The organism is Streptomyces sp. GL_141 (assembly GCF_057834385.1).
This window is the reverse complement of sequence record NZ_CM174402.1, coordinates 6,899,580-6,924,442: the sequence shown is the minus strand read 5'-3', so window position 1 is coordinate 6,924,442 and position 24,863 is coordinate 6,899,580. Positions and strand designations below refer to the sequence as shown.

The following is a 24,863-nucleotide window of genomic DNA, read 5'->3' as shown; positions in this document are numbered from 1 at the left end:
TGATCATCCGTCCACGTCCGCGGCGGACTTCGCCGCGTCCAGCACGCCGGGCAGGGCCTGCAGGAACACGTCCACCTCGGCCTCGGAGAGTACGTACGGAGGCATGAGCCGTACGACGTCGGGGGCGGGCGCGTTGACCAGGAAGCCGGCGTCCTGAGCCGCCCGCTGGACCTGCGGTGCGAGCGGCTCGGTCAGCACGATACCCAGCAGAAGGCCCGCACCGCGGACGTGCGAGACGAGCGGGTGTGCGAATCCTTCGATTCCGCCCCGCAAGCGCTCGCCGCGCTCCTTGACCTGGTCGAGGAGCCCGTCGGCGGCGATGGTGTCGATCACGGCGAGGCCGGCGGCGCACGCGATCGGGTTGCCGCCGAAGGTGGTGCCGTGCTGGCCGGGCTGGAGCAGGTCGGCCACGGGGCCGAAGGCGGCGACCGCGCCGATCGGCAGACCGCCGCCGAGGCCCTTCGCGAGTGTGACGACATCGGGCTCGACGCCCTCGTGGGCCTGGTGCTCGAACCACTGGCCGCAGCGCCCGATGCCTGTCTGCACCTCGTCGAGGACGAGCAGGGTGCCGGTGGCCCGGGTGATCTCACGGGCGGCCGTCAGGTATCCGGCCGGCGGGACGATCACGCCGTTCTCGCCCTGGATCGGCTCGATGATCACGAGCGCCGTCTCCTCGGTGACGGCGGCCCGCAGGGCCTCCACATCGCCGTACGGGACGTGCGTGACATCGCCGGGGAGCGGCAGGAACGGGACCTGCTTCTTCGGCTGGCCGGTAAGCGCCAGGGCGCCCATGGTGCGGCCGTGGAAGCCGCCGTCGGTGGCGACCATGTGGGTCCGCCCGGTCAGTCGGCCGATCTTGAAGGCGGCCTCGGTGGCCTCGGCGCCGGAGTTGCAGAAGAAAACCTTGCCGGGGCGGCCGAAGAGCTGGAGCAACCGCTCGCCGAGCGCGAGGACCGGCTCGGAGGCGTACAGGTTGGAGACGTGGCCCAGGGTGGAGATCTGCTCGGTCACCGCGGTGACGACGGCCGGGTGCGCGTGGCCGAGGGCGTTGACCGCGATGCCGCCGACGAAGTCGGTGTACTGCTTGCCGTCCGCGTCCCAGACCTGCGCGCCTTCGCCGCGTACGAGCGCCAGCGCGGGGGTGCCGTAGTTGTTGGTCAGCGCGCCCTGCCAGCGGGCGGCGAACTCCTGGTTGCCGGTCATGCGGGGTCCCCTCCCTGTGTATCGACTGCCTGTGTGTCGACTGCCTGTGCGTCGGGCACGACCATCGTGCCGATTCCCTCGTCCGTGAAGATCTCCAGCAGGATCGAGTGCTGGACCCGCCCGTCGATCACCCTGGCGGTGGTCACCCCGTTGCGGACGGCGTGCAGACAGCCCTCCATCTTCGGGACCATGCCGCTGGACAGCTCCGGCAGCAGCTTCTCGAGCTGGCTGACGGTGAGCCTGCTGATGACCTCGTCGCTGTTGGGCCAGTCCGCGTAGAGCCCCTCCACGTCGGTGAGGACCATCAGCGTCTCGGCGCCGAGCGCGGCGGCGAGCGCCGCGGCGGCCGTGTCGGCGTTCACGTTGTACACGTGGTGGTCGTCGGCGCTGCGCGCGATGGAGGAGATGACCGGGATCCGGCCGTCCGCCAGCAGCGCTTCGATCGCGCCGGTGTCGATGGCGGTGATCTCGCCGACCCGCCCGATGTCGACGCTCTCGCCGTCGATCTCGGGCAGGTGCTTGGTGGCGGTGATGGTGTGCGCGTCCTCGCCGGTCATGCCGACGGCCAGCGGCCCGTGCTGGTTGAGCAGCCCGACCAGCTCGCGCTGGACCTGCCCGGCCAGGACCATCCGTACGACGTCCATCGCCTCGGGCGTGGTGACGCGCAGACCCGCCTTGAACTCGCTGACCAGGCCCTGCTTGTCGAGCTGGGCATTGATCTGCGGACCGCCGCCGTGCACGACGACCGGCTTCAGGCCGGCCTGGCGCAGGAAGACGACGTCCTGGGCGAAGGCGGCCTTCAGGTCCTCGTCGATCATGGCGTTGCCGCCGAACTTGATGACGACGACCTTGCCGTTGTGCCGGGTCAGCCAGGGCAGGGCCTCGATGAGGATCTCGGCCTTGGGCAGGGCGGTGTGCCTGCGTGCGGTGTGCTTGCCTGCCGTGCTCATGAGGAGTACGCGCTGTTCTCGTGGACGTACTCGGCGGTCAGGTCGTTGGCCCAGATGACCGCGGACTGCGCACCGGTGGACAGGTCCGCGGTGATGCGGACCTCGCGGCCCTTCATGCTCACCAGGTCGCGGTCCTCGCCGACCGAGCCGTTCTTGCAGACCCAGACGTCGTTGATGGCGACGTTCAGCCGGTCCGGGTCGAAGGCGGCCTTCGTGGTGCCGATCGCGGACAGGACGCGGCCCCAGTTCGGGTCCTCGCCGTGGATGGCGCACTTGAGCAGGTTGTTCCGGGCGATGGACCGGCCGACCTCGACCGCGTCCTCCTCGCTGGCCGCGCCGATGACCTCGATGCGGATGTCCTTGCTGGCGCCCTCGGCGTCGCCGATCAGCTGGCGGGCCAGGTCGTCGCAGACCGTGCGCACGGCTTCCGCGAACGCCTCGTACGCCGGCACCTGACCGGACGCGCCGGAGGCGAGCAGCAGCACCGTGTCGTTGGTGGACATGCAGCCGTCGGAGTCGACCCGGTCGAAGGTGGTGCGGGTCGCGGCGCGCAGCGCCTTGTCGAGGGTGGCGCTGTCCAGGTCGGCGTCGGTGGTGAGGACGACGAGCATGGTGGCCAGGCCCGGGGCGAGCATGCCGGCGCCCTTGGCCATGCCGCCGACGGTCCAGCCGTCCTGACCGGCCGTGGCCGTCTTGTGCACGGTGTCGGTCGTCTTGATGGCGATGGCGGCGGCCTCGCCGCCGTCGGCGGAGAGCGCGGCGGCCGCGGTCTCGATGCCGGGCAGCAGCTTGTCCATGGGGAGCAGGACGCCGATCAGGCCGGTGGACGCGACGGCGACCTCGCCGGCGTTGACCTGACCGCCCGGGCCGTGCCCGCCCAGGACCTCGGCGACCTTCTCGGCGGTGGCGTGGGTGTCCTGGAAGCCCTTGGGGCCGGTGCACGCGTTGGCGCCGCCGGAGTTGAGGACCACCGCGCTGACGGTGGCGCCCCGCAGGACCTGCTCGGACCAGTGGACGGGCGCGGCCTTGACCCGGTTGGAGGTGAAGACGCCCGCCGCGGCCAGGCGCGGCCCGTTGTTGACCACGAGGGCCAGGTCGGGATTGCCGTTCGCCTTGATCCCGGCGGCGATGCCCGCAGCCGTGAACCCCTGTGCTGCCGTGACGCTCACTGCATCTCCTCGTTCGCTTCTCCGCCCGAGCAGCGCGCCCCTGCGGCCATCGTCGTCATCTGCAGCCCGGTGGCTGCCCGTGCGTCGCTCACGGTGCGACTCCGATCGTGGAAAGACCCAGCGCCTCAGGGAGGCCGAGGGCGATGTTCATGCTCTGGACCGCGCCGCCGGCGGTGCCCTTGGTCAGGTTGTCGATGGCGCTGATCGCGATGATCCTCTGCGCGGCCTCGTCGTACGCGACCTGGATCTGAACGGCGTTGGAACCGTAGACGGACGCCGTCGCCGGCCACTGGCCCTCGGGCAGCAGGTGCACGAAGGGCTCGTCGGCGTACGCCTTCTCGTACGCGGCGCGGACCGCGTCGGCCGTGGTGCCCGGCAGGGCCTTGGCGCTGCACGTGGCCAGGATGCCGCGGGGCATCGGCGCCAGCGTGGGCGTGAAGGAGACGGAGACCCGCTGGCCGGCCACGGGGCTGAGGTTCTGCACCATCTCGGGCGTGTGGCGGTGGCCGCCGCCGACCCCGTAGGGGCTCATGGAGCCCATGACCTCGGAGCCCAGCAGGTTCGGCTTGAGCGCCTTGCCGGCGCCGGAGGTGCCGGAGGCGGCGACGATCACGGCCTCGGGCTCGGCGAGCTGCGCGGCGTAGGCCGGGAACAGCGCGAGCGAGACGGCGGTCGGGTAGCAGCCGGGGACGGCGATGCGCTTGGAGCCGGCCAGGGCGGCGCGGGCGCCCGGCAGCTCGGGGAGGCCGTAGGGCCAGGTCCCGGCGTGCGGGGCGCCGTAGAACTTGTCCCAGTCGGCGGAGTCCTGGAGCCGGTGGTCGGCGCCCATGTCGACGACGAGGACCTCTTCGCCGAGCTGGGCGGCCACGGCGGCGGACTGCCCGTGCGGCAGGGCCAGAAAGACGACATCATGACCGGAGAGCACCTCGGGCGTGGTCGCCTCCAGAACGCGTCCGGCCAGTGGCACCAGGTGCGGCTGGAGCGCACCGAGCGGCTGCCCGGCGTTGGAGTTGGCGGTCAGCGCGCCGATCTCGACCTCGGGGTGGGCCAGCAGCAGGCGCAGCACTTCCCCGCCCGCGTATCCGCTCGCACCGGCCACCGCTACACGTACCACCATCGGACCCTCCTCCTCGATGGCATGACTATACGTACGACCGCACGTTTATGCAAAGCAGTCATCCGGCCTTACTCCCCCAGTGTCACTCGCTTGTACGCCCGATGATCACGGGTTACGGTCCCCGGGCGCATATCGGGGGATCACAGCAGGTGGGGGACATGAGCGAGGACGCCGCGACGATCACGAAGGGCGCCGCGATAGGTCAGGGCCTCACGGCCGTGGCCCTGATCGGGGCCATGGGAATCGGCCTCTGGGCGGCCGGGGAGTCGGTGAATTCGAGCAGTGGGCCGAAGCCCGCCACCTGCTCGCACGGACGGCCCGAGAAGACGCCGGCGAAGCCGGAGGAGAGCGCGGCCGAGGCGGGACACGTCTCCGGGGCCCAGCTCTGCGCGGCGCTGCACCGCCCCGATCTCCCCGATCTGCTGGGCACTCCCGGGGAGACCGCGAAGAGCGCGAACGGCAGCGGCAGCACCTTCAAGCCCGCCGGTGGCGACGAGGAGGTCCACACCCCCACGGCCGAGGTCGAGTTCGAGACCTACACCGTGCACCTGAGGGCCACCTACGGCCGGCTGACCGTCGCCACCGTGGCCGAGCTCCTGGGGAGCGGCACACCGCCGCGGACCGTCCTGGGCCGCCCGGCCACCTTCTACTCGGACCGGACCATGAGCATCAGCTTCAACCTGGACGGCAGCAATGCGAGCAGCGGCTCCGGCGTGCCCACCCGCGCCCTCGTGGTGGCCCTGGACCCGCAGGACGGCGGCGGCTCCTACGAGGTGAACGTGTGGCGCTCCGACGGCGGGGTGCCCGACGACGCTGTGGTGCTGCGCGTCGCCGAGAAGGTGCTGCCGACCATCCCGGGGTGGGCCGCAGCCGGGTGAGGGGACGCAGGGGCGCCGGTCGGCGACGCCGGGGGCGGCGGCAGCGCGGATCGGCGGCCTGCGCGGATCGGCGGCCTGCGGGGTCAGCTGCTGCGGGGCTGGTTGAAGCGGAGCATGTTGCCGGCCGGGTCGCGGAAGGCGCAGTCGCGGACCCCGTACGGCTGGTCGACGGGCTCCTGGAGCACCTCGGCGCCGGCCGCCCGGATGCGCTCGAAGGTGGCGTCCACGTCGTCCGTCGCGAAGATCACCCCGCGGAGCACGCCCTTGGCCAGCAGTTCCGCCATCGCCTGCCGATCGGCCGGCGAGGCGCCGGGGTCGGCGAGCGGCGGTTCGAGCACGATCTCCACGTCGGGCTGCTCGGGCGAACCGACGGTTACCCAGCGCATCCCCTCGAAGGCGACGTCGTTGCGCACTTCCATGCCGAGGGCGTCACGGTAGAAGGCGAGCGCCTTGTCGTGGTCGTCGACGGCGATGAAGCACTGCGAGAGCTTGATGGTCATGCCCCGACGCTACGACGCGGCCGCGGATCCCGCTCCCCTGTTGCCGGCGGAGTTCCGTACGGGCCGGGTGAAGACCTTGGCGACGCACGCCGGGATGGCGGCGCCGGCCTCGTGCCGACGGGCCCGGTAGGCGCTGGGGGTCTCGCCGACCAGCTCCGTGAAGCGCGAGCTGAAGGACCCCAGCGACGTACACCCCACGGCGAAGCAGACCTCGGTCACGCTCAGGTCGCCCCGGCGCAGCAGCGCCTTGGCCCGCTCGACGCGGCGGGTCATCAGATAGCTGTACGGAGTCTCCCCGAAGGCCGCCCGGAAGCTGCGGGAGAAGTGCCCGGGCGACATGAGGGCGACGGACGCCAGCGCCGGTACGTCCAGCGGCTCGGCGTAGTCGCGGTCCATCACGTCCCGGGCGCGCCGCAGCCGTACCAGGTCCTCGATCGTCACGCGCACCAGCATCTCACGGCCGGTGCGGGCCCGGGCGGGGCTGGGGCGCGGGCCCAGGCGGGCCCAGGGGGCCGCCCAGGCGGCGACTACTTGCCGGTCTTCTCGGTCTTCTCGGTCTTTTCGGCCTTCTCCGCCTGCATCTGCTTGATGCGGACGGTCTCCTTGCGGACGTCGGCCTGGGTGGCGCGCTCCTTCTCGAGCCACTCCGGCATCTCCTGCTTCAGAGCCTCGATCTGCTCCGTGGTGAGCGCCTCGGTGACACCGCCGCGCGCCAGACCGGAGATGGAGATGCCGAGCTTCGCCGCGACCACCGGACGGGGGTGCGGGCCGTTGTTCCGGAGGTCCTGCAGCCACTGGGGCGGCTCGGCCTGGAGGGCGGTCAGCTCGGTGCGCGAGACGACACCCTCCTGGAACTCTGCGGGGGTGGCCTCGAGGTACACACCCAGCTTCTTCGCCGCAGTAGCGGGCTTCATGGTCTGGGTGGTCTGGTGCGACGTCATGGGGTCAAGGGTATCGAGCATGTGCGCCACCTCCGACCACGGCCGGTAATCTGGCCGGGTGACAGACTCCCGGACACCCCCCTCGTTCCAGCTCGCATACGTCCCCGGGGTGACTCCCACGAAGTGGGTCCGGATCTGGAAGGAGCGTCTGCCCGACGTTCCGCTGACCCTCGTCCAGGTCACTCCGGCCGAAGCGCCGGCCCTGCTGCGCGGTGGCGGCGCCGACGCCGGGTTCGTCCGGCTGCCGATCGACCGTACGGACCTCAGCGCGATCCCGCTCTACACCGAGACCACGGTCGTCGTGATCCCCAAGGACCACTTCATGGCCGCGGCCGAGGAGCTGTCGATCGCGGAGCTGGCCGACGACATCGTGCTCCACCCGCTGGACGACACCCTCGAGTGGGAGCAGCTGCCGGGCAAGGCCGCGCTCCAGCGCCCGGAGACCACGGCCGACGCGATCGAGCTGGTGGCCGCGGGCATCGGGGTCCTGGTCGTGCCCCAGTCGCTCGCGCGGCTGCACCACCGCAAGGACCTCACGTACCGGACCCTGCTGGACGCCCCCGAGTCGCGCGTCGCGCTGTCGTGGCCCGAGGCGGACGAGACGCCCGAGCTGGTCGAGGAGTTCATCGGGATCGTGCGCGGGCGGACCGTGAACAGCTCGCGCGGACGCGGCCGTACGCAGCCCGAGCCCGAGCAGAAGAAGGCGAAGCCGGCCCGTAAGCCCGCGCCCAAGTCGGGCGGCAAGCCGGCCGCCCGGAACCCGCGCTCCGGCGCCCCCAAGGGCGGCAAGGCCACGGCCAAGTCCACCGGCAAGCGCGGAAAGCCCCGGGGCCGCTAGTGCTGTGACCGGAAAGGTTTGCCGGGTCGCGGCGTTCGGTGCGGTGCATCGCAAGGCGGAGGACCACGCCTCGTACTGGACGTACCGGCGTGGTCCGACAACGCGGCGAGGTGCCGTGCCGGGCGTCGCGACCCGGTGAACCTTTCCGGTCACAGCACTAGACCGGGCCTGCACCTCCCGGCTCAGCCTCCGAGCAGGTGGGCCAGGGCGGCCAGCGAGCCGACCGCGGGCAGCACCGCGATGGCCACGGCGGCGAAACTGAAGACCGTGGCCGGGGTCGGGTACGCGCGCGGGTCGGCGAAGTTCGCGCACAGCAGGAGGAGCGCCGACGGCAGGAAGATCCACGCCCCCTCCCGGACGCCGAGGAGCGACCACCCGGGCAGCACGACCGCGAGGGCCGCGCACGAGGTCATGAAGCGGGCCCGGTGCGCGCGCAGGGCCACGGGCGCCGCCAGCAGGAGGAGCGGGGCGACCAGCACGAGCGGCGACAGCCCCGCCTTGAGCAGCTCCACCACGGGCGGCACCGGGAGGATCAGCGCGAGCAGCGCGATCCGCTGCTGCCAGGGGTGGGCGGCCCGCGTCCGGCGCGCCCCGAGGACGCCGCCCGGCTCCACCCGGTCGGGCGATGAGATCTCCGCCATGCCCGCCCCTCCGGCCCCGCCCACTTGAACGCGTTCAACCTAATACATATTCGCACTCCCTGGCGATGCCCTGAGGGCGTTGCGCCCGTCGCTCACCCGTCCCTATAGTCACTTCGTATTCATTTCGTCACAGTGAGTGAGCTGGGGGCAAGGGTGTTACGTATCGGCAAGGGACTGGTCTCCAAGGGCCTCGCCGCGCTGGCCGCCGGGGCGGTCCTCGCGCTGGGGGTGGGGGCCGTACCCGCGAGCGCCGCCGAGGGCTCGTGTGCGGGCGGCGCCACCGGGCGGCTGCCACGACTGCAGGACCAGCGGTTCTACGTCCAGTGCGCGGGCGGGGTCGCCACCGTCGTGGCCTGCCCCACCGGGCAGGTCTACGCTCCCGCAACCCAGCTCTGCGCGGCGCCCGAGCTGGTCCGGCCCGCCGTGGCCACGCTCACCACGGCCGGTCCCGCGAAGCTGAACGGGCTGCTCTTCGGGGTCAGGAACCTCAGCACCACCGTGCGGATCGCGGACGCTCCGGCCGGACTGGACGGCGTACCGGTCACCTTCACCACCCTCGGCGGCCGGACCCTGTGCACCGCGGTCACCGACCAGTTCGGAGCCGCCCGCTGCGACACCCCGGCCCGCCTCACGATCCCGCTGGACGAGCTCCTGCGCGGCTACCGGGCCACCTACGCGGGCATCGGCGGGATCTACCTCTCCTCCTCCGCCACCGCTCCCGTCGCGCTGCTCTAGGAGAGGGCGTGCCGGACCCAGACGTTCGGCTCCACGTAGACGGCGAAGCCCTGCTCCGGTTCACAGTGGACCGGGGACAGGGCACCCGGCACCCGGACCGGGCCCGCCGTGTCGAAGGGGAGCCCCGTCCACTCCCGCCACTCGGCGACCGAGCCCGTGATCGTCATCGACAGCGGGGCCACCGAGTCGATGACGCCGCCCGCCCGCACGTGGACCCGTAGCCACGGGTCGTGCGGGAGACCGTCCTCGCGGGTGCGGTACGCGTACGCGTGGATCGAGGTGTCCGGCTCGGCCGGCTTTCCGCTGGGCCGGACCGGGGCCACCACCTCGGCGAAGCCGCGCGCGCGGGCGTTCTCGCGCATCGCGGCGAGCATTCGGCCGGACAGGCCCTCGCCCTGCCGGTCGGTGGCGACGCTGATCTCGATCGCGCTCACGGTGTCGGGCCCGACCCCGCGCCGCAGGTCGGAGAAGGCCCACATCAGGATCCGGTCCCAGCCCTGCGCGGGCAGCACCCCGGCGCGGCCCGGCGCGTGCTGTGCGAAGGGCACGCCGAAGCCCCGGGCGACCACCGCGTCGCCGTCCGTGGCGATCAGTACGTACTCCGGGAACTCGGCCACCATCCGCGGGTACAGCAGCCAGGCCAGCGCGTCGTGCTGGGCGAACTCGGGCCACGAGTCCTTCATGTCCCAGAGCCGGGCCGCCAGTTCGGGCCGCTCCGCGAGGTTGGTGATCCGGATGCCCGCGCCGGCGGTGTCTGTGATGTCGTCCATGTCCGCAGGCTAAACACGCCCCACCTGCGGCTCAACCGGTTTAGCCGGTTCAGACGGGAGCCTGGAGGGAGAGGTGCCAGCTCCGCGGCCGGCCGGCGAGGGTCAGCGTGGACAGGGGGCGGACGTCCACGTTCCAGTAGGTCAGCGGTGGCGCGTTCAGGGCGTACACGAGTGCGGCCCGGACCACCGACGGCTCCGCCACCGCCACGATCGCTCCCCCGTCGTCGGCCGGCCGGGTGTCGAGCCAGCCGCCGATCCGGGCGATGAAGGCGAGCAGGGACTCCCCGCCGTGCGGCGCGGCGTGCGGATCGGTGAGCCAGAGGTCCACGGCCGCCGGGTCCCGGGCCGCAACCTCGGCCAGGGTCAGCCCGCGCCAGTAGCCCATGTCGCACTCCCGCAGGGCGGGTTGTGCCATCGGGGCGTAGCCGAGGGCGGTCCCGGTGGCCCGGCTGCGCGAGGTCGGCGAACAGTAGCGGAGCTCGGCCGAGCCCAGCGGTACGAGCCCGCGCGCGGCGGATTCCACCGCGCGCCAGCCGTCCACGTCGAGGGGGCGGTCGTCGTCGAAGCGCTCGGCGAGCAGCGAGGTACTACGGGCTGCTGCGACTAGCGAAACCCGAACATGCATGCGGCGATGGTGATCCGCGTGCCGCGGGAGGTCAAGCGTCGAGACGAAGCCCGGACCGCAGCCGCCGGACGGCCTCGGTCAGTTCGCCCGCGCCGGACACCCCGGCGAAGCTCAGCCGGACGAACGGACCGGGCGGTTCCGCGCAGAAGTACGGCCGTCCCGGCGCGACCGCGACCCCGGCGCGCAGGGCGGCCGCCACGAAGGCCGCGTCGTCGCCGCCCCCGCCGGGCCGCGCCCACAACTGGTAGCCGCCGCGCGGCGGATGGGGCACCTCCAGCTCCGGCAGCTCCCGGCGCAGCGCCCCCGTGAGCACGTCCCGGCGGTGGCGCAGTTCGGCGGCCACGGTCTTGAGGTGGCGCGGCCAGGCGGGTGCGCCCACCAGCTCCAGGGCGGCCTCCTGGAGGGGCCGGGGCACGAAGAAGCTGTCCACGACCTGGATGGCGCGCAGCCGGTCGAAGACCGGGCCCCGGGCCGCCAGCGCGCCCACCCGCAGGCTGGGCGAGGTGACCTTGGTCAGGGACCGCACGTGGACGACCACCCCGTCCGGATCCCCGGCGGCGAGCGGCGCGGGCAGCGGGCCCGCGTCCTCGTGGGCCAGGGACCGCGCGTAGTCGTCCTCCAGCACGAACGCCCCGGCGGCGCGCGCGATCCGCAGCACCTCTCCGCGCCGCTCGCCGGACAGCACGGCCCCGGTCGGGTTCTGGAACAGTGGCTGGCATACGAACACCCGCGCCCCGGTCGCTTCGAAGGCGGCGGCCAGCAGCTCCGGCCGGACCCCGTCCGCGTCCACCGGGACGGGTACCGGCCGGCAGCCGGCGGCCCGCGCGAGGGCCAGCAGCCCCGGATAGGTCGGGGATTCGACGAGGATCGGCGCCCCGGGCGGGGCGAGCGCCCGCAGCGCGGTGGCGAGCGCGCTCTGGCCGCCCGCGGTCACCAGCACGTCCCCGGCCGCGACCGCCCCGCCGATCTCCCGCGCGAACCAGTCCCGCAGCTCCGGCAGTCCCTCCACGGGCGGCCGCCCCCACACTCCGGGCCGCCGGCCGGCCCGGGCGAGGGCGGCCGCCATGGCCCGCTCGGGCTGGAGCGCCGAGTGCAGGTAGCCGCTGTGCAGTTCGATGACCCCGGCCGGCGGGGCGGCCAGGGTGACGAGCACCCCGGAGGCGTCCACGGAGCGCGGGACCACCTCGCCGGATTCCTCGGCGCTCAGGGCCACGGCCTGCCAGGAGGTGTCGCCGGGCGCGGGGGCCTGCGTACGGGGCTGCGCGCGGTAGACCCCGGCTCCGGGACGGGTGACCACCAGGCCTTCGGCGGCGAGCTGGGCGAGGGCCCGGGAGACGGTGACGGGACTGACCCGGTACTGCTCGACCAGGGACCTGCTCGACGGGAGCTTTCCACCCACCGAGTAGCGGTTCAGCTCGACTCGAAGGGATTCCGCCAGCTCCACCACACTGCTACGCTCATACATGACAGCACAGAATAGCGCTACTCTCCCCAACGCGATAGCAGTTCGAGGAACCGGCACCCGTCGGCCGGCCCTCGGGGGCAGCACCCTCGCGGCGGCCGGAGTCGTCACCTTCTCGCTGACCTTCCCCGGCACCGCCTGGGGCCTGGAGAGCTTCGGCCCGTGGTCCCTCTTCGGCCTGCGCTGTCTGCTCGCGGGCCTGACGGCCGGCGCCTTCCTGCTGGCCCTGCGCGTCCCGGTACCGGCCCGTGCCCACTGGGCGGGGCTGGCCGTGGTCGCCGGCGGCGTGGTCGTCGGCTTTCCCCTGCTGACCACCCTGGCCCTGCGGACCTCCACCACCTCGCACGCCGCCGTGGTGGTCGGCCTGCTCCCGCTCACCACGGCGGTCGTCTCCTCGCTGCGCACCGGAGCCCGGCCCTCGCGGCGGTTCTGGGCCGCGGCCGTCGCCGGAGCGGTCGTCGTCCTCGGCTTCACCGTGGCCCAGAGCGGCGGCGCCCTCTCGGCCGGGGACGCCTTCCTCTTCGCCGCGCTGCTGGTGTGCGCGGCCGGGTACACCGAGGGCGGACGGCTGGCCCGGCTGCTGCCCGGCTGGCAGGTGATCGCCTGGGCGCTGGTGCTGTGCCTGCCCATCGGCCTGGCCGGTTCCGCGCTCGGGCTCGCGTACGAGCCGGTCGAGTTGACCGGCCGCGGGGTGGCCGGGCTGGTCTGGGTGGCGGTCGGCTCCTCCTTCCTCGGCCTCTTCGTCTGGTACCGGGGCATGGCCGAGATCGGTGCGGCCCGCGCGAGCCAGCTCCAGCTCGCGCAGCCGCTGCTGACCTTGCTGTGGTCGGTGCTGCTGCTCGGCGAGCACCTGTCCCCGGCCGCGCCCGTCGCCGCCTGCGCGGTGCTCGTCTGCATCGCGGTGACGCAGCGACCCGATGGGCCAAAAAGGGGCCGGACGACCTAAACTGCTAGCACCGGATCGGACCGCCACCGAGGAGGTCAGCATGCGCGCGACCGAGGGCGACCAGCTGGTTCAGCACGGCAGGATCGTGGGCCAGCACGACAAGGTCGGTGAGATCACCCAGGTCCTGGGAGAGAACGGCACCCCTCCCTACCGCGTCCGCTTCACGGACGGACACGAGGCCGTCATGTCTCCCGGCCCCGACTGCGTGGTGAAGCACCCCGCCGACCACGACCACTGACGGGGTGCCCTTGAGGGCCTCCCGAAGACGGCCTGGTCAGCGCGGCGGCACGGCCACCGGTGTCGGGTAGTGATCGGCGACCACCCGTGCCATCGCCCCGTTGGGGTCCGCGACCACCTGCTTCGCGGAGAAGTAGACGTGGCCGCGGACCTCCGGGTATCCGGCGGCGAACCGCAGGTGCCGGGACAGCTCGCGCGGATCGCGCCAGGCGGCGGTGGAGCTCTGCGCGTCGCAGCGGTACAGCGCCTCGCCCACGTAGAGCTGGACGCGGGTGCCGGCGACGGTCCGCGCCCACCAGGGGACGAGGGCGGCGTAGTCGGCGGCCGGGTGGCCGATCTGCCAGTACGCCTGGGGCACGATGTAGTCGATCCAGCCCTCGCGCACCCACTTGCGGGTGTCCGCGTACAGGTCGTCGTACGTGCCGACGCCCGCCTGGGTCGGCGAACCGAGCGGATCGCGGTCGGAGTTGCGCCAGACGGCGAAGGGGCTGATGCCGAAGCGGGTGGCGGGGCGCAGCGCCCGCAGCCGCTCGGACATCTCGCGGACCAGGGTGTCGGTGTTGTGGCGGCGCCAGTCGGCGCGGGTCGCGAAGGCCCGGCCGTACTGCTCGTAGGCGGCGTCGTCGTCGAAATCCCGGCCCTCGACGGGGTACGGGTAGAAGTAGTCGTCCCAGTGCACCCCGTCCAGGGGGTAGCGGGCGACGGCGTCGAGCATGGCGTCCTGCACGAAGCGGCGGACTTCCGGCAGCCCGGGGTTGTAGTACAGCTTGCCGCCGTAGGGCACGGTCCAGCCCCGGTTGCGGCGGGCCGGGTGCTCCGGGACGAGCAGGCTCCGGTCGGTGTGGTTGGCCACCCGGTACGGGTTGAACCAGGCGTGCAGTTCCAGCCCCCGGGCGTGCGCTTCGGCGACCGCCGTGCCGAGCGGGTCCCAGCCGGGGTCGACCCCCTGCTCGCCGGTGAGCCACTGCGACCAGGGCTCGCGCGCCGAGGGCCACATCGCGTCGGCGGTCGGCCGGACCTGGAGGATCACCGCGTTGAGGCGGCGGGCCACGGCGGTGTCGAGGAGGTCCAGCAGCTCGGCGCGCTGCTCCCGCGCGGAAAGCCCGCTCCGCGAGGGCCAGTCCACGTTCTGTACGGAGGCCACCCACATCCCGCGGAACGCCGGCTCGCCCGCTGCGCGCCGCCCCGCCCCGCCCGCCTCCGCCGGCCCGACCGCTCGCGCGGGTGCGGCCGCCACGGCGGCCAGCACCCCCGCCGCCGCGGCCAACACCCCTCGCCTCCCGATGGACGTCATGTGACGACTCCGTTCCGCTGCGTGACATTGCTTACTGTCCGCCCAGCATGCCCGCCCCGGCCCGACACGCCGGGCAAGGACGGGGGTAACGTCGGGGGGCGTGGCGGGCGCCGGAACGCAGTTACCACTGCACGAGTACGGGGGACCCGCGATGGAGAGCAGCGAAAGGCACGATGTGACGGACCTCCCAGACGACATCGCACGCGTCGGCGTAGTGGGCTGTGGCCAGATGGGCGCGGGCATCGCGGAGGTGTTCGCCCGGAGCGGGCTCGAGGTGATGGTCGCCGAAACCACCGGCGAGGCACTCGAACTCGGGCGGACCCGGCTGCACACCTCTCTGACCAGGGCCGCCGAACGCGGCAAGATCAGCGAGGAGGAGCGGGACGCGACCCTGGCCCGCCTGTCGTTCACCACCGATCTCGGCGAGTTCGCCGACCGCGACCTCGTGATCGAGGCGGTCGTCGAGAACGAGCAGGTCAAGACGGAGATCTTCCAGGTCCTCGACCAGGTGGTCACCCGCCCGGACGCGATCCTCGCCTCCAACACCTCCTCGATCCCGCTGGTGAAGCTGGCCGTCGCGACCTCGCGTCCCGACCAGGTCATCGGCATCCACTTCTTCAACCCGGCCCCGGTGCAGCAGCTCGTCGAGCTGATCCCGGCGCTGACGACGAGCGACGAGACCATCAAGCGCGCCGAGGCGCTGGTCGGTCAGGCGCTGGGCAAGCACGCCATCCGCGCCCAGGACCGCTCCGGCTTCGTGGTCAACGCCCTCCTCATCCCGTACCTGCTGTCCGCGATCCGGATGTTCGAGTCGGGCATCGCGAGCCGCGAGGACATCGACAACGGCATGGAGCTGGGCTGCGCCCACCCGATGGGCCCGCTGAAGCTCGCGGACCTCATCGGTCTGGACACGGTGGCCTCGGTGGCCGACTCGATGTACGCGGAGTTCAAGGAGCCCCTGTACGCGGCTCCCCCGCTGCTCCAGCGCATGGTCGACGCCGGCCGCCTCGGCCGCAAGACCGGCTCGGGCTTCTACCCGTACGGCTGACCCGTACGGGCGGCCACCTGCGGCTCAGCCGAGCCGCAGGTGGTGCAGCAGCAACAGCCCGGCCGCCATGTTGGCGGCCGGGATCTCGCCGCGCGCGATCATGTCGGGGACCAGCTTGAGCGGTACCCACTCGCGGCGCGAGGACTCGAAGTCGTCCTCGGGGTGGCCCGTGTACGTGGCCCCGTCCGCCCAGTAGAGGTGGTGGCGGGCGTCGGTCAGCCCGTTGGACGGCTCGACGGTCATCAGGTGGTGCAGGGGGCCGGGCCGCCAGCCCGACTCCTCCTCCATCTCGCGGGCGGCCGCCCGCTCCACGGACTCCCCGTCCTCGACGACCCCGGCGGGCAGTTCCCAGCCCCAGCTGTCGGTGATGAAGCGGTGGCGCCACAGCAGCAGCACCTCGTTGGCCTCGTTGACGGCCGTGGCGACGGCGACCGGGCGCAGCCGGATGACGAAGTGGTCCAGGTGCCGGCCGTCGGGGAGCTCCACATCGGCGAGATTCACGTCGAACCAGCGGTTCGTGTACACGGTTTGCTCACTCAGGTTCATCCACTGCACGGTTCTGCCACCTTCCGATCGAGTAGGTGGCAACATGGCAGCAGTTCACCCCCGCCCAGGGGAACGCGCAAAGGGCGGCGCAGAGAACGCCACGGGGATGTCACAGCGGAACGCGCAGCGCCCCGTCGATGAGCTCGGCCGTGTCCCCGGCCCCCGAACAACCGCTGGTCAGCAGCTGCTCCCGGACCGCCCGCAGCCGGTCGCGCAGGCGCAGCGACTCCATCCCCTTGGCCCGCTCGGCCATTTCGGCCGCCGAAGCCACCGCCTGATCGGCCTCGCCCTGGCGCAGCTGGATCTCGCACAGCATCGCGAGCCGGTGCACCCGGCCCCGGTCGTGCGCGGGGGTCCCGACCGCCGCCGAAGCCTGCTCCCGGGCCGCCCGCAGATCGCCCATGCCGAGCAGAGCCTCCGCCACCTGTACGTTGACCAGCCCGGGCTGTACGTACCCCGTCTCGTCCGGCTCCGTGCCGGGCCGGATCCGCTCCGCCGCCGCCTCGGCCTTGCGGATGCAGGCCAACGCGGCCGCCGTGTCGCCGAGTTGGGCGTACGCCTTGGCCTGCATGGCGTACAGGTCCGCGGCCAGGGCCGGGGTGGTGTGGCGGCCCGCGGCGCGCAGGGCCGCCTCGGCGAAGGCCACGGCCTGGCGGAACTCCCGTAGGTGCAGGCACTGGTTGACGATCAGCGCGATCACGTAGGCCCCGAGCCCCCGGTCCCCGCTCGCCTTGGCCAGCCTCAGCGCCTGGTGGAAGTAGCGCTGGGCCAGCCCGTGCGCGTCCGAGTCGTACGCGCAGATCCCCGCCACGGCCACCAGGGAACCCCCCGCCCGGTGCAGGCCTCGACCGAGCCCGTCGGAGTAACTGCCGCGCAGCATGGGGGCGGTCTCGGTGCCGAGGAAGCGGACGACCCGGTCGCGGGTGGCCACGCCGCCGGCCCTGCGGTACATCAGCTCGTAGTGCGCGCGGGCGGCCTTGAGGATCTCCACGTGCTCGGGTCCGACGCGGATCGGCCCCTCGCGGGACACGTCGGAGTCCTCCGGCGGGTTCTCCCATTCCCACACGGGCATCACCGCGGGGGTGCCGGTCAGGGCCCCGGCATCGAGGGGCTGCCGGCCGTTGCCGTCGGAGCGCCACAGGGCGGCCGCCCGGTCGACGAAGCCGCTGAGCGGCGACCCGCTGGGATCGGCGGCCTGCCCGGGCAGACCGAACCCGACATCGTCGAGGGAGAGCGGCCGCCGCAGCCGGCCCCCGATCACCTCGCAGATCAGGTCCGGGACCTGACCGCGCGGGCGCTGGCCCTTCAACCAGCGTGCCACGGCGGTGTGTTCGTAGCGCAGGGCCAGTCCGCGGGACCGGCCCGCCTGGTTCACGTACGCGGCGAGTCCGGCATGGGACATGCCCGCCTCGGCGAGGAGGGCGTCGAGCAGGGCATTGGGCTGCATGGCCCCTCCAAGGGCTCGTCGCATCCAGGCTAGTGGGTGCGGGGTTCACACGGGGTGTACTGCGTCCAATTCACACAGGGTGTGAAGCCAGTACGCGCATAAATGCGATACGCACCCTGCCGCCGGGGTCGCCCGGAGCGCTTCACTTAAGGGCCTCGCCAAGAGGTGGCTCGGGTCGTCGGCTCCCCCTCGTACAGTGCGACGACCCGTCAACCGCGCCGCCCGTCCTGTTGTCTGCCCGACACTCCACGGCAGGCGGGCGGCGCGCTTCGGCTCCGCCGGGTCCTGGTTGGTCGCCGGGACCCGGCCGGGCCGGACCGAGCGCGCGCCGGGCCCACCCACCGGGCCCGGCCCGCGTGGTCCCCCATTCCGGCCCGGACGTCCGCGCCCCAGCCGCACGGACGTCCGCGCCCAATCCAGCCCCGCCGGCGTTTGAGGCGCGGGGTCCGGGGCGGAGCCCCGAGGGGGTCCGGGCGCAGCCCGGGGAACGGGCGAAGGGCGGGTAGGGGACAGCCCCGCAGGGCCGGGCCATCACACTGCGCAGCCCGGGTACGGGTGAGGGGGCACACCCCGGAACCGGGATGCACCCCCTCGGCACAGCAGCGGCAGCGGCTACGCGCCGCGCAGCACCGCACCCGTACGCTCGCCCGCGAGGGCGACCGCCGCGTCACGGGCCGCCGTGGACTCCTCGGCGGTCAGCGTCCGGTCCGCCGCACGGAAGCGCAGCGCGTACGCGAGGGACTTCTTGCCCTCGCCCACCTGCTCGCCCTCGAAGACGTCGAACAGCCGCAGGGACTCCAGCAGTTCGCCGGCGCCCTTGTGCAGCGCGTCCTCGACGGCCGAAGCCGGCACCGACGCGTCCACGATCAGCGCGACGTCCTGGGTCGCCACCGGGAAGGAGGAGATCCTGGGCGCCTGGAGGGCCTCGCCGCCGGCCGCCGCGAGGCGGTCCAGGTCGAGCTCCATGGCACTGGTGCGGGCCGGCAGGCCCATCGCCTTGACCACGCGCGGGTGCAGCTCACCGGCGTGGCCGATGACCGTCTCCACCCCGTCCAGGGTGACGAGCAGCTCGGCGCAGCGGCCCGGGTGCCAGGGACCGTACTGGCCCTGGCGCACGACGAGCTCCGCACCGGCCTCGACGGCCAGCGAGCGCGCCGCCTGGACCGCGTCGGCCCAGTCGGCCGGACGGCCCTTGCCCCACCAGCCGGCCTGCTCGCGGGCACCGGCGAGCACGACCGCGGCGTAGCGCGGCTGCGCGGGCAGGGCCGCGTTCAGGGTGGCGATCTCCTCGTCGGTGGGACGCCGGTCGACGCCGAGGCGTACGGCGACGCCCGGCTGCGCGGCGGCCCGGAAGACCGAGCCGGTCTCGAAGAGGGCGAGGTCGTGGCTGCCCCGGCTGTCGTTGCGGCGCAGCGCGCCGAGCAGACCCGGCAGCAGCGTGGTGCGCAGCGCCGGCTCCTCGTCGGAGATCGGGTTGACCAGCTTGACGACCTGGCGGGAGGCGTCGTGCGCGGGCAGCTGGAGCTGGTCGAAGACGCCCTCGCCCAGGAACGGGTAGCTGAGCGCCTCGACGTAGCCCGCGCCGGCCAGCGCGCGGCCCACCCGGCGGTGCAGCTGCTGCCGGGCGGTCAGACCGCGGCCGGAGGGCACCTGCGGGAGGGTGGAGGGAAGGTTCCCGTAGCCCTCCAGCCGGATGACTTCCTCGGCGAGGTCGTTGGGCTCGGCGAGGTCGGGCCGCCACGAGGGGGCCGTGACGACGAGCTCGTCCTGGCCGTAGACGTCGCAGCCGACCTCCTGCAGGCGGCGTACGACGGTCTCCCGGCCGTAGTCCATGCCCGCGACCTTGTCGGGGTGGTCCGCGCTCATCGCGATGGTGCGCGGGGCGCCCGGGCCGGTGAGCTCGGTGACGCCGGCCTCGGCCGTGCCGCCCGCGAGCAGCACGAGCAGGTCGACGGTGCGCTGCGCGGCGGCGGCGGCGGCCTGCGGGTCGACGCCGCGCTCGAAGCGCTTGGACGCCTCGGAGGACAGCTTGAGACGGCGGGCGGTGCGCGAGATCGACACGGAGTCGAAGTGCGCGGCCTCGACGACGACGTCCGTGGTGCCCGTGACCTGGCCGGTCTCGGGGTCCGTCACGGAGTCGGCGATCTCGGTGTTGGCGCCGCCCATGACACCGGCGAGCCCGATCGGGCCGCTGTTGTCGGTGATCACCAGGTCCTCGGCGTCGAGCGTGCGCTTGACCCCGTCCAGGGTGGTGAACTTCTCGCCCTGCTCGGCCCGGCGGACGCCGATGGCGCCGTCGATCCGCGAGCGGTCGTAGGCGTGCAGCGGCTGGCCGAGTTCGAGCATCACGTAGTTGGTGATGTCGACGGCGAGCGAGATCGGGCGCATGCCCGCCTTCTGGAGGCGGCGCGTGAGCCAGATCGGGGAACGCGCCTCGGGGTCGAGGCCGGTCACCGTGCGCGCGGTGAAGCGGTCGCAGCCCTGCGCGTCCTCGATGTTGACGGCGTAGCCGTACGAGTTCGGCTGGGGCACGTCGAGCAGCGCCGGGTCGCGCAGCGGCAGGCCGTACGCGGTGGCGGCCTCGCGGGCCACACCGCGCATGGACATGCAGTAGCCGCGGTCCGGGGTGATGTCGATGTCGAGGACCTCGTCGACCAGCTCCAGGAGCTTGATCGCGTCGGTGCCGACCTCGTGCTCGTGCGGCAGCACGATGATGCCGTGCGTGCCGTCGTCGCCCATGCCCAGCTCGTCGCCGGAGCAGATCATGCCGTGGGAGGTGCGGCCGTACGTCTCGCGCGCGGCGATCGCGAAGTCGCCGGGCAGCACCGCGCCGGGCAGGACCACGACGACCTTGTCGCCGACGGAGAAGTTCCGGGCGCCGCAGACGATCTCCTGCGGCTCGCCGGTGCCGTTGGCCGAGCCGACGTCCACCGTGCAGAAGCGGATCGGCTTGCGGAAGCCTTCGAGCTCCTCGATGGTCAGCACCTGGCCGACGACGAGCGGGCCCTTGAGCCCGCCGCCGAGCTGCTCGACGGTTTCGACCTCGAGGCCGGCGTCGACGAGCTTGTGGGCCACGTCGCGACCGGTTTCACCCGCGGGGAGGTCGACGTACTCCCGCAGCCAAGAAAGCGGGACCCGCATCAGATCTCCATCCCGAACGGCCGGGTGAAACGGATGTCACCCTCGACCATGTCTCGCATGTCTTCTACGTTGTGGCGGAACATCAGCATCCGCTCGATGCCGAAGCCGAAGGCGAACCCGCTGTACTTCTCCGGGTCCACGCCGCAGGCGATGAGCACCTTCGGGTTGACCATGCCGCAGCCGCCGAGCTCGATCCAGCCCTCGCTGGAGCAGGTACGGCACGGGCGGTCGGGGTTGCCCACCGACTCGCCGCGGCACACGTAGCACTGCATGTCCATCTCGGCGGACGGCTCGGTGAAGGGGAAGAAGTGCGGGCGCAGGCGCGTGGTGGTGCCCTCGCCGAACAGCTCCTGGACCATGTGGTCCATGGTGCCCTTGAGATCCGCCATGGTCAGGCCCTCGTCCACGGCGAGCAGCTCGACCTGGTGGAAGACCGGGGTGTGCGTGGCATCGAGCTCGTCGGTGCGGTACACCCGCCCCGGGCACACGATGTAGACGGGGGGCTTGCGCTCCAGCAGCGAGCGCGCCTGCACCGGCGAGGTGTGGGTGCGCAGCACGACACCGGACTCGTCGCCTTCGGTGCCCTCGGGGCCCTTGACGAAGAAGGTGTCCTGCATCTGGCGCGCGGGGTGGTCGGGCGTGAAGTTGAGGGCGTCGAAGTTGAACCACTCCGCCTCGACCTCGGGACCCTCCGCGACCTCGTACCCCATGGCCACGAAGATGTCCGCGATGCGGTCCATCAGCGTGGTCAGGGGGTGCCGGGCGCCGGCGGGCACGCGGTCGTAGGGCAGCGTGACGTCCACCGCCTCCTCGACCAGCACCCGCTCGTCGCGCTCGGCTTCGAGCGCGACCGTGCGGGCCCCGAACGCCTTGTTCACGGCGCCGCGGGCCTGGCCCACGAGCTTGCCCGCCGTGGCCTTGGCCTGCGGGGGCAGCGCGCCGATCTCGCGGTTGGCGAGCGCCAGGGGCGAGCGGTCGCCCATGTGCGCGGTCTTCGCCTCGCGAAGTTCGTCGAGGTCGCCGGCGGCGGCGAAGGCGGCGAGCGCCTCGTCCCGCATGCGCTCGATCTCTTCCGGTTTCAGTGCCTCGACCTCGACAGGGTCGTACGACTTGTTCGGTGCCGACATCTCTTCCCGTACTTCCGATGGCTGGCTGGTGGTCCCCCGCGCGACGCGCAGGACGCGCTCGGCACTAGGACACAAAGGTGCCAAAGGTCGAGTCTAAAGGTCGCTGGGGGTGAAGGGGCCCGTGGGCCGCCTGGCGAGACGCTCCGCAGGGTTACTGCGTGAGGTACGCCGGGGCGCCGACGGGCAGGATAAATCGGAACTCGGCGCCGCCGCCGGGGCCGCGGCCGACCGTGATGGTGCCGCCGTGGGCTTCCACGATGCCCTTGACGATGTAGAGGCCCAGGCCGGTGCCGCCGCGCTTGCTGCCCCGCCAGAAACGGGTGAAGACGCGCTTCATCGACTCTTCGGGGATTCCGGGGCCCTCGTCGGTCACGGTGACGGCGGTTCCCTTCTCGGTCTTCCCCGCGGCGTTCGCGAAGCTGGTCGGCGTCACGTCGATGGTGACGGTTCCCTCACCGTGGCGCACCGCATTTTCGAGCAGGTTGCCGAGGATCTGGTCGATTTTGTCCGGGTCCGCCCACAAGTCGGGCAGCGGCCGGCTGACGCTGACCAGGAACCGCTCCGGGGCCTGCCCGTTCGCGGTGAGCGCCTGGACGTGGCGTCCCACGGCCGTGGAGATGTCGACCGGCTGGCGGCGCACCTCCAGGCGGCCCGAGTCGATGCGGGAGATGTCCAGGAGCTCGGTGATGAGCCGGGTGACACGGTTCGCGTCGGCGTCGACGGTCTCCAGCATCAACCGCTTCTGGTCGTCGGTGAACCGCTCCCACTTGGCGAGCAGGGTCGCCGTGAACCCCTTCACGGAGGTGAGCGGGGAGCGGAGCTCGTGCGCGACGGTGGCGATCAGCTCGGCGTGGCTGCGCTCGGTGCGCCGCCGGGCCTCGGTGCCCCGCAGGGTGACCACGAGCCGGCGCACCGGACCCTTGGGGTGGGTGCGCACGTACCGGGCGGAGACGAGCACCTCGCGGCCGCCGGGGAGCAGCAGGTTGCGCTCGGGCTGTCCGCGCCGGGTGGCGAGGCCTCCGTAGGGGTCGGTCAGCGCCCACCAGCGGCGGCCTTCGAGGTCCTCCAGCGGGAGGGCGCGCTCGATGCCCAGGCCCAGGGCCTCGCCCGCCACGAGGGCGGTGATCCGGGCGGCGGCGGAGTTGAAGCAGATGACCCGGCCGGTGGCGTCGGCGACGACCAGCCCGTCGGGCAGGTCGTCGGGGTCGATCCCGAGCGCGGCGTACTCGCCGTACGCGTCGTCCCCGTCCGAAGCCTCCGCCGCGGCGGGGCCTACGGGGCCTACGGGCGCGGTCCGGGCCTTCGGGGGCGGGGCGCAGACCCCCTGGGGCTGCTGCACGGGCACCCGGGCGGCGGGGGCGGTCAGCTGGGGCACGGTCGCCAGGACCGGTGCGCCGGCCGCCTTGGCGGCGCCTGGCGAGCTGTTCGTACCGACGGTCATGTCCCCGTACCCCACATCTCCGAGTACCACAGTGGGCCCCCCGGGCCGCCACATTACTAGCTGGGGGTCACGGAGCGGCACCCTCCGGGCGCCCGCTGTGCACGCGCGGAGGCGTACAGGCACACGGCGGCGGCCGTGGCGAGGTTCAGGCTCTCGGCCTTTCCGTGGATCGGGACCCGTACGACCGCGTCGGCGAGCGCCCTGGTCTCCTCGGGCAGGCCCCAGGCCTCGTTGCCGAAGATCCAGGCCGAGGGGGTGCCCATGGTGCCCGCGTCGAGCTCGGCGTCGAGGTCGTCCGTACCGGCCCCGTCGGCGGCGAGGATCCGTACGCCGGCCGCGCGCAGCCCCTCGACGGCCTGCTCCACGGGCACGCCGACGGCCACCGGGAGGTGGAAGAGGGAGCCCACGGAGGCGCGTACCGACTTGGGGTTGTACAGGTCCACGGAGGCGTCGGTCAGCACGACCGCGTCGGCTCCGGCGGCGTCCGCGCAGCGCAGCACCGTACCGGCGTTGCCGGGGTCGCGGACGTGCGCGAGGACGGCGACGAGCTTGGGCCGGGCCTTCAGGATCTCCTCGAACGGGGAGTCCAGGAAGTGGCAGACACCGACCAGGCCCTGCGGGGTGACGGTCTGCGAGACCTCCGCGAGCACCTCGTCGGAGGCGTAGTGGACGCGGGCTCCGGCGGCGTGGGCGGCGTCGACGATGTCGGCGTAGCGCTCGGCGGCCTCCACGGTCGCGAACAGCTCGATCAGCGTGGACTCGCCGCCGGCGCCGCGGTGTTCCACGGCCTCGCGCACGGCCTGCGGGCCCTCGGCGATGAAGCGGCGCTCCTTGGTGCGGAAATTGCGTCGCGCCAGCCGCCTGGCGGCGGCCACCCGGGTGGACCGGGGGGAGATCAGCTCGGCGGGGGTGCCCATGGCGGTCGGCTCGCTTCCGTGCGTACACAAGGGTGGAACTGGTGGGTCAACGCACCGGACCCGCAGGCGCGAGGCCTGCGGGTCCGGGCACATTACTGCAGCCTTGAGGGCGTGCTGCTTAGGCAGCGACCTTCGGGGCGTTGACATCGGCCGGGAGGGCCTTCTGCGCGACCTCGACCAGCGCGGCGAACGCGTTGGCGTCGTTGACGGCCAGCTCGGCGAGGATCTTGCGGTCCACCTCGATGTTGGCGGCGTTCAGACCCTGGATGAGGCGGTTGTACGTCATGCCGTTCTGGCGGGCAGCCGCGTTGATGCGCTGGATCCAGAGGCGACGGAAGTCGCCCTTGCGCTTCTTGCGGTCGTTGAAGTTGTAGACCAGGGAGTGGGTGACCTGCTCCTTGGCCTTGCGGTACAGGCGCGAACGCTGACCGCGGTAGCCCTTGGCCGCCTCGAGGATTGCCCGGCGCTTCTTGTGCGCGTTTACTGCCCGCTTGACGCGTGCCACTTTGTACTCCTTGTAGCGGGGCCGTGGATGACTTCACACGACCCGAATTCGATGGGGTCCCGGTCTTGACGTGCTCCCGCTCCCGGAAGGGGAGCGGAGGACGTCACTTGCCGAGAAGCTTCTTGATCTTCGCGGCGTCGCCGGGGGCCATCTCCGCGGTGCCGGTCAGGCGGCGGGTGACACGGGACGACTTGTGCTCGAGCAGGTGGCGCTTGCCGGCGCGCTCACGGAGCACCTTGCCGGAGCCGGTGATCTTGAAGCGCTTCTTGGTCCCGGAGTGCGTCTTGTTCTTCGGCATGGCGCCGTTATCTCCTCGTCGGTGGCGCCCCCACCGGCCCTGGTGGGGGCCGGCTCGCGGGAGCGTCATGTTGTATCGGTGATCCGA

26 protein-coding genes are annotated in these 24,863 nt (G+C 72.7%); 6 read left to right on the top strand and 20 right to left on the bottom strand.

Annotated elements, in window-relative coordinates:
• Nucleotides 1–3: 3 nt before the first annotated feature.
• The 4 genes from AC3IX6_RS30810 to argC form a co-directional block, all read right to left on the bottom strand.
• A complete protein-coding gene (locus tag AC3IX6_RS30810; RefSeq protein WP_489366486.1) occupies nt 4–1,203 on the bottom strand; it encodes an acetylornithine transaminase in 1,200 nt (399 codons plus the stop codon).
• Nucleotides 1,200–2,153: an acetylglutamate kinase gene (gene argB / locus AC3IX6_RS30805; RefSeq protein WP_489366484.1), complete on the bottom strand. Its 954-nt coding sequence runs from the start codon at nt 2,151–2,153 to the stop codon at nt 1,200–1,202. Before argB ends, AC3IX6_RS30810 begins: the two co-directional genes overlap by 4 nt.
• The gene (gene argJ / locus AC3IX6_RS30800; protein ID WP_489366482.1) at nt 2,150–3,322 is read right to left on the bottom strand and encodes a bifunctional glutamate N-acetyltransferase/amino-acid acetyltransferase ArgJ; all 1,173 of its coding nucleotides are present in this window, start codon (nt 3,320–3,322) and stop codon (nt 2,150–2,152) included. The genes argB and argJ overlap by 4 nt, the downstream gene beginning before the upstream one ends.
• Before the next feature lie 88 nt (nt 3,323–3,410).
• The gene (gene argC, locus AC3IX6_RS30795) at nt 3,411–4,439 is read right to left on the bottom strand and encodes an N-acetyl-gamma-glutamyl-phosphate reductase (protein WP_382974406.1); all 1,029 of its coding nucleotides are present in this window, start codon (nt 4,437–4,439) and stop codon (nt 3,411–3,413) included.
• A gap of 158 nt (nt 4,440–4,597) precedes the next feature.
• Between argC and AC3IX6_RS30790 the strand changes: the two genes are divergently transcribed.
• Nucleotides 4,598–5,317, top strand: coding sequence for a DUF6215 domain-containing protein (locus AC3IX6_RS30790; protein ID WP_489366480.1), 720 nt, complete (start codon nt 4,598–4,600; stop codon nt 5,315–5,317).
• A gap of 83 nt (nt 5,318–5,400) precedes the next feature.
• On the opposite strand, the gene AC3IX6_RS30785 is transcribed toward AC3IX6_RS30790, so the two are convergent.
• From AC3IX6_RS30785 to AC3IX6_RS30775, 3 genes are all read right to left on the bottom strand, one after another.
• A complete protein-coding gene (locus tag AC3IX6_RS30785) occupies nt 5,401–5,817 on the bottom strand; it encodes a VOC family protein (RefSeq protein ID WP_489366478.1) in 417 nt (138 codons plus the stop codon).
• Between the two features lie 9 nt (nt 5,818–5,826).
• Entirely contained in the window at nt 5,827–6,258 is a 432-nt protein-coding gene (locus AC3IX6_RS30780) for a helix-turn-helix domain-containing protein (protein WP_250744656.1), read from the bottom strand.
• Nucleotides 6,259–6,344: 86 nt separating this feature from the next.
• Nucleotides 6,345–6,779, bottom strand: coding sequence for a DUF5997 family protein (locus AC3IX6_RS30775; RefSeq protein ID WP_489366476.1), 435 nt, complete (start codon nt 6,777–6,779; stop codon nt 6,345–6,347).
• 37 nt (nt 6,780–6,816) lie between these two features.
• Here AC3IX6_RS30775 and AC3IX6_RS30770 point away from each other — a divergent pair, with 37 nt between their 5' ends.
• Entirely contained in the window at nt 6,817–7,596 is a 780-nt protein-coding gene (locus AC3IX6_RS30770) for a LysR family substrate-binding domain-containing protein (RefSeq protein WP_489366474.1), read from the top strand.
• A 182-nt stretch (nt 7,597–7,778) separates the two neighbouring features.
• Here the strand turns inward: AC3IX6_RS30770 and AC3IX6_RS30765 are convergent, their stop codons facing one another.
• Nucleotides 7,779–8,237: a hypothetical protein gene (locus AC3IX6_RS30765; RefSeq protein WP_489366472.1), complete on the bottom strand. Its 459-nt coding sequence runs from the start codon at nt 8,235–8,237 to the stop codon at nt 7,779–7,781.
• Nucleotides 8,238–8,390: 153 nt separating this feature from the next.
• On the opposite strand from AC3IX6_RS30765, the gene AC3IX6_RS30760 reads away from it, so the two are divergent.
• Nucleotides 8,391–8,972, top strand: a complete 582-nt coding sequence (locus tag AC3IX6_RS30760; protein WP_489366470.1) for a chitin binding peritrophin-A domain-containing protein — start codon at nt 8,391–8,393, stop codon at nt 8,970–8,972.
• Here the strand turns inward: AC3IX6_RS30760 and AC3IX6_RS30755 are convergent.
• The 3 genes from AC3IX6_RS30755 to AC3IX6_RS30745 are packed head-to-tail and all read right to left on the bottom strand — an operon-like array spanning nt 8,969 to nt 11,832.
• Nucleotides 8,969–9,742 (bottom strand): N-acetyltransferase, encoded by a 774-nt coding sequence (locus tag AC3IX6_RS30755; protein WP_489366468.1) that lies wholly within the window; start codon nt 9,740–9,742, stop codon nt 8,969–8,971. The genes AC3IX6_RS30760 and AC3IX6_RS30755 overlap by 4 nt on opposite strands.
• Nucleotides 9,743–9,791: 49 nt before the next feature.
• The gene (locus AC3IX6_RS30750) at nt 9,792–10,367 is read right to left on the bottom strand and encodes a histidine phosphatase family protein (RefSeq protein ID WP_382974388.1); all 576 of its coding nucleotides are present in this window, start codon (nt 10,365–10,367) and stop codon (nt 9,792–9,794) included.
• A 31-nt stretch (nt 10,368–10,398) separates the two neighbouring features.
• Nucleotides 10,399–11,832, bottom strand: a complete 1,434-nt coding sequence (locus AC3IX6_RS30745) for an aminotransferase-like domain-containing protein (protein ID WP_489366466.1) — start codon at nt 11,830–11,832, stop codon at nt 10,399–10,401.
• Between AC3IX6_RS30745 and AC3IX6_RS30740 the strand changes: the two genes are divergently transcribed.
• The gene (locus tag AC3IX6_RS30740; protein ID WP_489366464.1) at nt 11,831–12,775 is read left to right on the top strand and encodes a DMT family transporter; all 945 of its coding nucleotides are present in this window, start codon (nt 11,831–11,833) and stop codon (nt 12,773–12,775) included. The genes AC3IX6_RS30745 and AC3IX6_RS30740 overlap by 2 nt on opposite strands.
• A gap of 40 nt (nt 12,776–12,815) precedes the next feature.
• Nucleotides 12,816–13,013: a DUF1918 domain-containing protein gene (locus AC3IX6_RS30735; RefSeq protein WP_250744647.1), complete on the top strand. Its 198-nt coding sequence runs from the start codon at nt 12,816–12,818 to the stop codon at nt 13,011–13,013.
• A 36-nt stretch (nt 13,014–13,049) separates the two neighbouring features.
• Here the strand turns inward: AC3IX6_RS30735 and AC3IX6_RS30730 are convergent, their stop codons facing one another.
• Nucleotides 13,050–14,306: a glycoside hydrolase family 10-like protein gene (locus tag AC3IX6_RS30730; protein WP_489366462.1), complete on the bottom strand. Its 1,257-nt coding sequence runs from the start codon at nt 14,304–14,306 to the stop codon at nt 13,050–13,052.
• Nucleotides 14,307–14,457: 151 nt separating this feature from the next.
• On the opposite strand from AC3IX6_RS30730, the gene AC3IX6_RS30725 reads away from it, so the two are divergent.
• Complete coding sequence (locus AC3IX6_RS30725; protein WP_243334100.1) at nt 14,458–15,354, top strand: 3-hydroxybutyryl-CoA dehydrogenase; 897 nt, start codon at nt 14,458–14,460, stop codon at nt 15,352–15,354.
• 24 nt (nt 15,355–15,378) lie between these two features.
• On the opposite strand, the gene AC3IX6_RS30720 is transcribed toward AC3IX6_RS30725, so the two are convergent.
• From AC3IX6_RS30720 to rpmI, 8 genes are all read right to left on the bottom strand, one after another.
• Nucleotides 15,379–15,900 carry an NUDIX hydrolase gene (locus AC3IX6_RS30720; RefSeq protein ID WP_383944901.1) on the bottom strand — a complete coding sequence of 174 codons (522 nt, stop codon included), beginning with the start codon at nt 15,898–15,900 and terminating at the stop codon, nt 15,379–15,381.
• 109 nt (nt 15,901–16,009) lie between these two features.
• Nucleotides 16,010–17,347, bottom strand: a complete 1,338-nt coding sequence (locus tag AC3IX6_RS30715) for an NsdA family TPR-like regulatory protein (protein ID WP_489366460.1) — start codon at nt 17,345–17,347, stop codon at nt 16,010–16,012.
• Between the two features lie 612 nt (nt 17,348–17,959).
• Complete coding sequence (gene pheT / locus AC3IX6_RS30710; RefSeq protein WP_489366458.1) at nt 17,960–20,488, bottom strand: phenylalanine--tRNA ligase subunit beta; 2,529 nt, start codon at nt 20,486–20,488, stop codon at nt 17,960–17,962.
• Nucleotides 20,488–21,615, bottom strand: coding sequence for a phenylalanine--tRNA ligase subunit alpha (pheS, locus tag AC3IX6_RS30705; RefSeq protein WP_266959094.1), 1,128 nt, complete (start codon nt 21,613–21,615; stop codon nt 20,488–20,490). Before pheS ends, pheT begins: the two co-directional genes overlap by 1 nt.
• Before the next feature lie 151 nt (nt 21,616–21,766).
• Nucleotides 21,767–23,056: a sensor histidine kinase gene (locus AC3IX6_RS30700; RefSeq protein ID WP_489366457.1), complete on the bottom strand. Its 1,290-nt coding sequence runs from the start codon at nt 23,054–23,056 to the stop codon at nt 21,767–21,769.
• Between the two features lie 56 nt (nt 23,057–23,112).
• On the bottom strand, nt 23,113–23,973 hold the full coding sequence (locus AC3IX6_RS30695; RefSeq protein WP_489366455.1) for a TrmH family RNA methyltransferase: 861 nt from the start codon (nt 23,971–23,973) through the stop codon (nt 23,113–23,115).
• Nucleotides 23,974–24,091: 118 nt separating this feature from the next.
• Nucleotides 24,092–24,478 carry a 50S ribosomal protein L20 gene (rplT, locus tag AC3IX6_RS30690; protein WP_214948116.1) on the bottom strand — a complete coding sequence of 129 codons (387 nt, stop codon included), beginning with the start codon at nt 24,476–24,478 and terminating at the stop codon, nt 24,092–24,094.
• A 103-nt stretch (nt 24,479–24,581) separates the two neighbouring features.
• Nucleotides 24,582–24,776, bottom strand: coding sequence for a 50S ribosomal protein L35 (gene rpmI / locus AC3IX6_RS30685; protein WP_030157249.1), 195 nt, complete (start codon nt 24,774–24,776; stop codon nt 24,582–24,584).
• Nucleotides 24,777–24,863: the final 87 nt, after the last annotated feature.

Coding starts and splice junctions, on each gene's coding strand:
- rpmI (WP_030157249.1), bottom strand. CDS start 24,776: ATGCCGAAGAACAAGACGCACTCCGGGACCAAGAAGCGCTTCAAGATC.
- AC3IX6_RS30725 (WP_243334100.1), top strand. CDS start 14,458: ATGGAGAGCAGCGAAAGGCACGATGTGACGGACCTCCCAGACGACATC.
- AC3IX6_RS30715 (WP_489366460.1), bottom strand. CDS start 17,347: ATGCAGCCCAATGCCCTGCTCGACGCCCTCCTCGCCGAGGCGGGCATG.
- AC3IX6_RS30735 (WP_250744647.1), top strand. CDS start 12,816: ATGCGCGCGACCGAGGGCGACCAGCTGGTTCAGCACGGCAGGATCGTG.
- AC3IX6_RS30740 (WP_489366464.1), top strand. CDS start 11,831: ATGACAGCACAGAATAGCGCTACTCTCCCCAACGCGATAGCAGTTCGA.
- AC3IX6_RS30730 (WP_489366462.1), bottom strand. CDS start 14,306: ATGACGTCCATCGGGAGGCGAGGGGTGTTGGCCGCGGCGGCGGGGGTG.
- AC3IX6_RS30775 (WP_489366476.1), bottom strand. CDS start 6,779: ATGCTCGATACCCTTGACCCCATGACGTCGCACCAGACCACCCAGACC.
- argC (WP_382974406.1), bottom strand. CDS start 4,439: ATGGTGGTACGTGTAGCGGTGGCCGGTGCGAGCGGATACGCGGGCGGG.
- AC3IX6_RS30720 (WP_383944901.1), bottom strand. CDS start 15,900: ATGAACCTGAGTGAGCAAACCGTGTACACGAACCGCTGGTTCGACGTG.
- AC3IX6_RS30785 (WP_489366478.1), bottom strand. CDS start 5,817: ATGACCATCAAGCTCTCGCAGTGCTTCATCGCCGTCGACGACCACGAC.
- AC3IX6_RS30700 (WP_489366457.1), bottom strand. CDS start 23,056: ATGACCGTCGGTACGAACAGCTCGCCAGGCGCCGCCAAGGCGGCCGGC.
- AC3IX6_RS30755 (WP_489366468.1), bottom strand. CDS start 9,742: ATGGACGACATCACAGACACCGCCGGCGCGGGCATCCGGATCACCAAC.
- AC3IX6_RS30765 (WP_489366472.1), bottom strand. CDS start 8,237: ATGGCGGAGATCTCATCGCCCGACCGGGTGGAGCCGGGCGGCGTCCTC.
- pheS (WP_266959094.1), bottom strand. CDS start 21,615: ATGTCGGCACCGAACAAGTCGTACGACCCTGTCGAGGTCGAGGCACTG.
- AC3IX6_RS30695 (WP_489366455.1), bottom strand. CDS start 23,973: ATGGGCACCCCCGCCGAGCTGATCTCCCCCCGGTCCACCCGGGTGGCC.
- AC3IX6_RS30745 (WP_489366466.1), bottom strand. CDS start 11,832: ATGTATGAGCGTAGCAGTGTGGTGGAGCTGGCGGAATCCCTTCGAGTC.
- argB (WP_489366484.1), bottom strand. CDS start 2,153: ATGAGCACGGCAGGCAAGCACACCGCACGCAGGCACACCGCCCTGCCC.
- AC3IX6_RS30810 (WP_489366486.1), bottom strand. CDS start 1,203: ATGACCGGCAACCAGGAGTTCGCCGCCCGCTGGCAGGGCGCGCTGACC.
- pheT (WP_489366458.1), bottom strand. CDS start 20,488: ATGCGGGTCCCGCTTTCTTGGCTGCGGGAGTACGTCGACCTCCCCGCG.
- AC3IX6_RS30750 (WP_382974388.1), bottom strand. CDS start 10,367: ATGCATGTTCGGGTTTCGCTAGTCGCAGCAGCCCGTAGTACCTCGCTG.
- AC3IX6_RS30790 (WP_489366480.1), top strand. CDS start 4,598: ATGAGCGAGGACGCCGCGACGATCACGAAGGGCGCCGCGATAGGTCAG.